At 66.9% G+C, this 1424-nt stretch carries 1 protein-coding gene; it reads left to right on the top strand.

Annotated elements, in window-relative coordinates; all coding sequences use genetic code 11:
- Positions 1–1424 (top strand): autotransporter family protein (locus AC1DCU_RS21435; protein ID WP_442252420.1); only part of this gene is annotated, 1424 nt, incomplete at both ends.

Here is a 1424-nt window from a genome sequence, read left to right as displayed (position 1 = left end):
GCTGAATGTCGCCCTGCGCAACAAGGCGCAGATCGACGGCCGTTTCATCAATGTCACCCGTGCCGAGATCGACGGCGACAGCACCTGGCTGATGACCGGTGACAGCAACGTCGGTCAGCTCAGCCTCGGCAGAACCGGCACCGTGGCACTGGGCAATGGCAGCACGTTCAACACCCTCACTGCCGACACCTTCACCGGCAATGGCGGCACCCTGCTGTTCAACACCATGCTCGGCGATGACAGCTCGTTGACCGACAAGCTGGTGATCAACGGCGACGCCAATGGCCAGGCGAACGTGCGCTTGCTCAATGCTGGCGGCGCCGGTGCGAAGACCGACAAGGGCATCGAGCTGATCCGCGTGGGCGGTGCGTCCAATGCGCAGTTCGATCTGCAGGGCCGCGCGGTGGGCGGGCAGTACGAGTACTTCCTGTTCAAGGATGCCAGCGACGGCGGTTGGTACCTGCGCTCGGCGCTGGCCGGCGCGCCGGACCCGTGCGTTGTTGATCCCACGCTGCCGGAGTGCAGGCCGATCAATCCGGTGGACCCCGTCAATCCGATCGACCCGATCGATCCGATCAACCCAGGGCCGGTGCTGCGCCCGGAAGCAGGCGCGTACCTGGCCAACCAGTTCGCGCTGGACCAGCTGCTGCGCCACGGCTTGCGCGACCGACAGGGCGGCAGCGCCACCGCCGCCGATGGCGTGCGCGGCTGGGCCCGCGTGGACGCCACGCAGAGCAGGCTGTCGGCGGTGGAAGACCAGCTGGACCTGCGCGTGGACCGCTCGCGCCTGCAGCTGGGTGCGGACGTGGGCGTTTTCGACAACGGCCGTGGCCGCGTGGGTGTGATGGGTACCGTTGCGCAGTCCAGCGCTACCTCGCGTTCGGATATCACCGGCTACAGCGCACGCGGCAAGGTGGAAGGCGGCGCGCTGGGTGTGTACGGCAACTGGAGCACCGATGCGCTGTATGTGGATGCCAGCGTGCAGCGCGGCCAGTTCCGCAACCGCGTGCAGGGCGAAGGCCTGGCCGAGGAACGCTATGACTCGGATCTCTGGCAATCGTCACTGGAAGCGGGTTATCGCTTCAACATCGGCCAGATCGGCAGCACGGCGCTGACCCTGCAGCCGGAGCTGCAGCTGGTCTACACCGATGCGAACACGGATGTGCACAGCGAAGCCAACGGCACCGTGGTGCGCGCACTGGGTGACAGCGGTTTGTCCGGCCGTGCAGGCCTGCGCCTGCAGGGTGAAGGCCGCAGCGCCGCCGGTGCCTCGGTCAGCCCGTACGTGGTGGCGAACTGGTACCGCGATGGCGCCAGCAACGGCATGGCGTTTGACGAGGAAGCACTGAACGCCAGCGTGCCGCGCAATCGCTACGAATTGAATGCAGGTGCGCGGGTTGACTTCCGCACCGGGCTGAGTGCGT

This window comes from Stenotrophomonas sp. 10L48, from assembly GCF_056395105.1.
This window is presented reverse-complemented; position numbering and strand designations above follow the sequence as displayed.